Source organism: Plectonema radiosum NIES-515, assembly GCF_025753815.1.
In the GTDB taxonomy this organism is placed as follows: Bacteria; Cyanobacteriota; Cyanobacteriia; order Cyanobacteriales; family Nostocaceae; genus Hassallia; species Hassallia radiosum_A.
In genome coordinates this window covers 1-7549 of the sequence record NZ_JAOWRF010000223.1, presented here as the reverse complement: position 1 = coordinate 7549, position 7549 = coordinate 1, and the positions used below count along the sequence as shown (strand labels likewise).

The window sequence follows — 7549 nt, the reverse complement described above, 5'->3', positions numbered from 1 at the left end:
ACCCGGAAACAGCCATCAAACCCACCCGGAAACAGCCATCAAACCCACCCGGAAACAGCCATCAAACCCACCCGGAAACAGCCATCAAACCCACCCGGAAACAGCCAACAAACCCACCCGGAAATAAATTTCCGGGCTAATAGCTAAAGTCCACTTAAGTGGACTAAAATCTTTTGCTAGTCCTCTTTAGAGGACTTTCGCTATTAGCCTGGGGTTTTAACCCCAGGTGGTAGACGATCGCTCAATACGGTTCGGTTAACGTATGTAGAGACTAGCAAGTGCAACGTCTCTACAAGGGTTTTGGGTTCACAAATATTCTTAACCGAACCGTATTGGACGATCGCTCTCTTATCTCGACTCAAATAAAAAGCGCGATCGCTCTCTTATCTCGACTCAAATAAAAAGCGCGATCGCTCACATTTCTCGACTCAAATAAAAAGCGCGATCGCCTATATATTGACAAAAACTCAAGTCACCGAAGACTGCAAGAACTTTCGCATAGATTGCGCTTCGATATACTCAGGGAAGATGGTTGAAAAGTCCTCTAAGTCACGAATTGCTGCACGCATACGCTCTAATGATGCATGGCTGGAGAGAGCATATTGATATAAGCGCTGTGATAATTCAACATTTCCACCAATTAAATAGTAAAGAGCGAGATTTAAGGTATTGCCCCAGTCTTTAGCATCTTTTTGGTAATTTTGTTGAGCAAGTTTGGTAGCATTATTAAGGTCAACCCGTGCTTTGTCTACTTGGTTGAGAGCTTGATAGGCTAAAGCTCGGCTGTAAAGATACCAATTATTATCAGGTTTTAAGTTGATAGCACAGTTTAAGTTTTCAAGAGCTTCATTGTAGCGCTTCAGCATCAGATAAGCGTAACCTCGGAGTGCGATCGCCCACTGAGATTTAGGATTAAGTTCAATAGCTTGGTCAAAGTCTTTGAGAGCTTCTTCGTAACGCTTCATCGAGCGGTAAGTTTTACCCCGATGTGCGATCGCCCAATCGTATTTAGGATTAAGTTCAATGGCACAGTCAAAGTCTTTGAGAGCTTCTTCATAACGTTCCATTAAACGGTAAGTATAACCTCGATTTGCGATCGTCCAATCGAGTTTAGGATTAAGTTCAATGGCACAGTCAAAGTCTTTGAGAGCTTCTTCGTAACGCTTCATTGAGCGGTAAGTTTTACCCCGATGTGCGATTGCCCAATCGTATTTAGGATTAAGTTCAATAGCACAGTCAAAGTCTTTGAGAGCTTCTTCATAACGCTCGATTAGACGGTAAGTATAACCTCGATTTGCGATCGCATAGTCGTATTTATGATTAAGTTGAATGGCTTGGTCAAAGTTTTTGAGAGCTTCTTCGTAACGCTTCATCAAGCGGTAAGTTTCACCTCGACCCGCGATCGCCCAATAGTATTTAGGATTAAGTTGAATGGCACAGTCAAAGTCTTTGAGAGCTTCTTCATAACGTTTCATCGAGCGGTAAATATTACCTCGCCGACTTAAAGCAATTGTTCGCCACTGAGACTGAATTTCCGAATGCTCTAGCAGTGCTGTAAACATTTCCACAGCAACTTCATAGCAATCCTCCTCATAAGCTTTTAATCCATTGACTAGCTGCTCACCCCAGCGTTGAACTTCAGCATTATCAACATTTTTACCAGCTTGCGCCGTCGTTTCTGCCCAACGCAAAGCAAAAGAACGTTCATTGTCGAAAGCAGGAAGGAAATTATTAAGAGCTATGGACAAACTTTTTTGGGGTGTTTGACATAAACTGTGATACAAAACATTTAAAGCGTAACTTTGCCAAGTTGGATCGCCCTGTTTCTTCTCTTCATTGAGTTGCAAATTATTTCGCAAAGTGTCGTAATATTCACCTAACTTGCCATGAAGATCAGCCCAACTTTGCGGAGAGGAAAGACGCTTGTGGCGGAGCATTTGCGTTTTGACAACTTCATGATAAGCCCAGCCATCAGTACGTTCTTCAATAAACGGCATTTCTTTCAGCCAGTTAAACAGCTCATCAGCTTCATCTTCCCCTCGCAACTTTGCCAACACATCTCGATTTAAACAACGCGGAATTGCCGCATCCAAAGCTAATTGTCGCCGCTTAGGGTCGTCAATCCATTTTAAGAAGCGTTCTACAGCCGTACCACTAGGATCGCCTACTTGACTGGGGTCATTGGGACTTTCAGCCGCTAATGTTGCCACTAATAGTGGCAAGCGTCCAGAAAGACGTAAAATCACTTCAATAACCCGACTGTTAGTAATGCCTTTACGAGTCAAATACTGTTGAGCTTCCTCCTCCGTAAACGGTTCCAAAGGAAAACGAATCATTAAACCCTCGTAAGGCGCCCAATGATTTTTATCTAATTCTTGCCGTCCGGCGATAATAACTAATATATTTAGAGGTACTTCGCCGTAACGACCTTCTAAAATTTCCCGCAGCCAGTTATCAAGAAAATCCTCGGTGGATTCATAAGTATCGAAAAACAGCGCAACACCAGACTTCTCAGCTAATTTGGAAATATCCTGCAAAAATAGCGGAGTCAGCACTTCTACAGGTTCTTGAATTAAGCGAACTTCGTCTTTATTGGTTAATTTCTTCGCTACATAAGACGCCCATTCCCCAGCTTGGGAGGCTACAGCATCTTCATCTATAAAGTCAAATACAGCCCCCCCAACGGGAACTCGACGCGCTAAAAGCACACCTGTTTTTGCTACAGTTTTTCCCACAAAAGCCGAAAACCCTTGAGGTGCTTCAGGATCGCTTTCTAATTCTTGCCGCTTCTGACGATAAACTTTGTAGCGATCGCTAAACTGGGTCAATTTATGATTTTGCTGTTCCAACTGTTCAGCCAGACGCCCCATAGCTTCGGAGACAGATTTTTCACTATCATCTGTATGAGCCGCGATAATTTTTGCTTCTTCCGCGATTTTGCGAAACTGGCGTAACAGTGTGCTTTTACCTACACCCCCTTGACCCCAAACGTTAAACAGAAAGTGCCTGCGCGAGTCTTCCAGGGACAAGTCTAGATTTTGACGAAACAGGCTAACTTGTTCTTCACGCCCGACAAAGCCTGATTGCTGCCGTTGCTGGAGGATATCTTGTAAGCTCTTGGGCTTTTTTTGTGGGTTATTCACTTCTGTTTGGGCTAGAGGTGCGATTACTTACAGGATAACTACTAACTACGCACCCCAGATTTCGGATTGTGAGAAATTCTTTTTAGCTATTATGTTAGACGTAATCTTTACAGCAAATTGCGTTGTTATTAAATACACGTAGAGACGTAGCAATGCTACGTCTCTACAAGTTTTGGGTTTTATATATGTACTTGATTAACCTGAAATCTGCTGTCAATACACGTACAGACGTAGCAATGCTACGTTTCTACAGGTTTTGGGTTTTATATATGTACTTGATTAACCTGAAATCTGCTGTCAATACACGTACAGACGTAGCAATGCTACGTTTCTACAGGTTTTGGGTTTTATATATGTACTTGATTAACCTTGAATTTGCTTTATTTTAGCAACATTTGCCCTTCAAACAGAAATGTTCTCACTTCAAACAGGAATGTTCTCACTTCAAACAGAAACGTTCTCACTTCAAACAGGAATATTCTCACTTCAAACCCCAAAATAAAAGCTTTGAACTCGGAACGTCTAGCTTTAGACTAAAACATCCAAGTTCAAAGCTGAAAAATTTAACTTCCAAGTTAAAATCATCGAGTCGGCAAAGGGAGACTTTGTTCGTAGAGCTAGCGAATTCTATTCAGATGGTACTAAATTTACGATACCTTCGCTGGCACTTTCTTAGTTTTCCTGGCAAACCGGCGCCCTAAATCATTGACCATTGAATCTAAACCAGTGCCTTTACCGCTTGCCTTAGCGTAATTGTAAACCATCAACCCCGCAGCATAAGCTTCACTACCCACTGCTACAGCAGTATCATCCACCAGTTCTTGCAGTTGCGTCAACGACAACAAAATTGGATACAACGCTTCAAATAGTTCCATATCCCGACGCATTTCATCCAAATCAAACGATCGCGGCAAAAAGTCTGGGTTTTGCGTCCCCACTTCCAGCGCTTTAGTTACAAAAGCGCGACTTTTATCACCAAGCTTGGGTAAAGCTTTCCGCTCCTCCTTTGTTAAATCAACCAAAAACGGTAACTTTTGCCGAATAGTCGCGATCGCATCCATCACTGCCAGCCGATCTGTTGCCGAAAGATTCGCACTGATTCGATTGTCTGCCATTTTTATTACTCCATTGAGATTACTAAACTAAGTATTCCCAAATCTCAAGAGCGATCGCGCTTAATCAAATGTCCTATTTAGGACATTTTGCCCAAACCTTGCTACAACAGTTTTAAAAGCGAATATAATTCGCTACTACACAAACGAAGTCCACCTACGTGGACTAAGAGAAAATCAACAGCTAACCTGCGGAGGCAGGTTTTGTCTGTATAGCCGCGACTTCTAGTCGCCAGGGCTAGTATGAATTGAGACTTTACAAACAATTCTCTAAGCCGCATATCGGATTATTTCAACTTCCGCACCATTATTAACAGCCACTTCTGCTCGTCGTAACACTTGTTCAGTAATGTTATTGTTCAAGTAATATTCGCCGCAGTTATCACAAACTTCTGCCGGCACTTTTTTAATAACAACTATACACTCGTCTCTTTCTAAAGTGACAGTCACTAAGCCTGGTTTGGTTTGTCCATGCTTACAAATGACACACCTCATGGTTATAATCTCCTATAAATGAGCCGAAGACGCGATTTATCGCGTCTCTACAAAAGGTTTTGGGTAACGCATAATTAATTTTCACATAAGTTGTCTAATACATTTACGCCTTAAATCACCGCAATACAATCAATCTCCACCAAAACATCCTTAGGTAAACGCGACACCTGCACACAAGCACGTGCCGGTGCAGTAGCTTCATCAAAAAACGAAGCATAAACAGCATTCATTGCCGCGAAATCATTCATATCAGCTAAAAACACAGTCGTCTTCACCACGTCATCAAACCCCGCCCCGGAAGCTTTCAGAATCGCCTCCAAATTCCCCATCACCTGCTGTGTTTGCCGCGTCACATCACCCGCCCCAACAATCTCAAGAGAACCCGCATCAAGGGGAATTTGCCCCGCCACAAACACCAAATCACCAGAAACAGCGATCGCTTGATTATAAGGTCCCACCGGAGCCGGTGCATCTTGTGTCCGAATCACCCTCTTACTCATCTTTCTTCCTCTGCGCTCTTGGCGCCTTTGCGGTTCGTTTTCTACCCTAACCTCGGACGTATACCATAATGCCGATATTGCCAATAATCGCGCAAAATGCGATCGTGGTCAAAACATAAATTACCAGGCACACACCACGACTCAAACATCCCGACACTTTTCGCATCATCCCCCGCTTTCGCATCCCCCATCGCTGTTGCCAAAAACACAATACTCAGCGTATGAGTTCGCGGATCGCGACTGGGGTCAGAATACACCAAAAATTGTTCAATTAATTCTACCTGCAAACCAGTCTCCTCCTCGGCTTCCCGCCGCGCTGCCACTTCCACACTTTCCCCATAATCGACAAAACCACCAGGAATTGCCCAACCCAAAGGAGGATTATGTCTTTCGATTAATACTATTGGTCGATGAGGACGATCAACTAATTCGATGATGATATCAACTGTCGGAGCCGGATTGCGATAAGACATGGTTAGGACTTAGGTAGAGACGTTCCTTTCGTAACGTCTGTAGTTAGGTAGAGACGTTCCTTTCGTAACGTCTGTAGTTAGGTAGAGACGTTCCTTTCGTAACGTCTGTAGTTAGGTAGAGACGTTCCTTTCGTAACGTCTGTACGGGAGTTAGCGGTAGGGACGGGGTTTCCCCGTCCTTGCTGGAGGCAAGGAGTTTTTTGTCAACCACTAACAACCAACCACGCTCCCACCAACAACTAACTACTATTACGTGATAAATTCGCTCTTGATCGCATATGCACGATAATTTAGGTAAAGCAATGCCTTTTTTCAGATCCAGCGGTATTTTACTTCATCCCACATCCTTTCCCAGTCGATTCGGCATTGGTGACTTAGGCATAGAGGCTTATAGCTTTATTGATTTCTTGAGAGAAAGTCAGCAACAATATTGGCAAGTTCTGCCATTAGGTCCGACTGGTTACGGTAATTCTCCTTATGCTTCTTATTCAGCAGTAGCAGGAAACTTTCTACTCATCAGCCCCCAAAAACTGCTAGAGCAGGGTTTGCTATCAGAAGAAGACTTGGCTAACTTACCAGAATTTGACCCGACTAAAGTCAACTACGAGCAAGTTGTACCATTTAAGATTGGGCTATTAAAGAAAGCCTGTGAGAACTTTAAAACCCAAGCAGCACCGACACAACAAAAAGAATTTGCTGGTTTTTGTGACATCAAAGCTTATTGGCTAGATGATTATGCCTTATTTATGGCGTTGAAAGATGCTCATGGGGGTGCAAGCTGGCATACTTGGGAACCAGAAGTGCGATCGCGCAAACCAGAAACAATAGATCGAGTACGGCAAGAAATGGAGGAGGAGATTTTTTATTATAAATACACCCAATTTGAATTTTTCCGCCAGTGGTCCGAACTCAAGAACTACGCCAACATGGCTGATATAGAAATTATTGGTGATATCCCCATCTACGTAGCTCACGACAGCGCTGATGTTTGGTCTAATCCTGATATTTTTTGCTTAGATGAAAACACAGGAGAAGCTTCAATAATGGCAGGAGTTCCACCAGATTATTTTAGCGCCACTGGTCAATTGTGGGGCAACCCAGTTTACAAGTGGGAGGAATTAGAAAAACAAAACTTTAAATGGTGGGTGAAGCGCTTTGAAGCAATGCTCGATTACATAGACGTAATTCGCATTGACCACTTTCGCGGATTTGAAGCTTATTGGGCTGTGAAACAAGGTGAACAAACAGCCGTGAATGGAGAGTGGATCAAGGCTCCTGGAGACAAATTATTTGAGGAAATCAAACAAAAATTGGGCAAGCTGCCAGTTTTGGCGGAAGATTTAGGAGTAATCACCCCGGAAGTAGAAGCCCTGCGCGACAAATTTGAGTTTCCTGGGATGAAAGTTTTGCAATTTGCCTTTGGTTCCGATCCCGGTAATCCCTTTTTACCATTCAATTACAATCGCAATTGCGTAGTTTACACCGGCACTCACGACAACGACACAACCATAGGTTGGTTCAATCAAGCTTCTGATTACGAAAAGCAAAACTTGTTGCTTTATTTAGGTTCTGTCAGTCCTGAAGGCATTCACTGGGATTTAATTAGACTTGCTTTAAGTTCTGTAGCAAATCAGGCAATTATCCCCTTACAAGATTTTTTAGGATTAGATACCCAAGGACGAATGAATATGCCTAGTGTTGCTGAAGGTAACTGGGAATGGCGATATCAATCAGAAGCTTTAACCCATGAATTAAGCTTAAAGCTGAAAAATCTCACGACTCTCTATGGTCGCGCTCCGCAAGTGAAGTAAGTGGGGGGAGTGGGG

7 protein-coding genes are annotated in these 7549 nt (G+C 43.2%); 1 reads left to right on the top strand and 6 read right to left on the bottom strand.

Annotated elements, in window-relative coordinates; all coding sequences use genetic code 11:
* Positions 1–203: 203 nt before the first annotated feature.
* From OGM63_RS15280 to OGM63_RS15255, 6 genes are all read right to left on the bottom strand, one after another.
* Positions 204–362 (bottom strand): hypothetical protein, encoded by a 159-nt coding sequence (locus OGM63_RS15280; RefSeq protein WP_263746445.1) that lies wholly within the window; start codon positions 360–362, stop codon positions 204–206.
* A 105-nt stretch (positions 363–467) separates the two neighbouring features.
* Positions 468–3143: a tetratricopeptide repeat protein gene (locus OGM63_RS15275; protein ID WP_263746444.1), complete on the bottom strand. Its 2676-nt coding sequence runs from the start codon at positions 3141–3143 to the stop codon at positions 468–470.
* A gap of 647 nt (positions 3144–3790) precedes the next feature.
* On the bottom strand, positions 3791–4258 hold the full coding sequence (locus OGM63_RS15270) for a hypothetical protein (protein ID WP_263746443.1): 468 nt from the start codon (positions 4256–4258) through the stop codon (positions 3791–3793).
* Between the two features lie 267 nt (positions 4259–4525).
* Positions 4526–4750 (bottom strand): type II toxin-antitoxin system MqsA family antitoxin, encoded by a 225-nt coding sequence (locus OGM63_RS15265; RefSeq protein WP_263746442.1) that lies wholly within the window; start codon positions 4748–4750, stop codon positions 4526–4528.
* A 110-nt stretch (positions 4751–4860) separates the two neighbouring features.
* Positions 4861–5250 (bottom strand): RidA family protein, encoded by a 390-nt coding sequence (locus OGM63_RS15260; protein ID WP_263746441.1) that lies wholly within the window; start codon positions 5248–5250, stop codon positions 4861–4863.
* Between the two features lie 41 nt (positions 5251–5291).
* Complete coding sequence (locus OGM63_RS15255; protein ID WP_263746440.1) at positions 5292–5723, bottom strand: NUDIX domain-containing protein; 432 nt, start codon at positions 5721–5723, stop codon at positions 5292–5294.
* 302 nt (positions 5724–6025) lie between these two features.
* Here OGM63_RS15255 and malQ point away from each other — a divergent pair, with 302 nt between their 5' ends.
* Positions 6026–7534, top strand: a complete 1509-nt coding sequence (malQ, locus tag OGM63_RS15250) for a 4-alpha-glucanotransferase (protein WP_263746439.1) — start codon at positions 6026–6028, stop codon at positions 7532–7534.
* Positions 7535–7549: the final 15 nt, after the last annotated feature.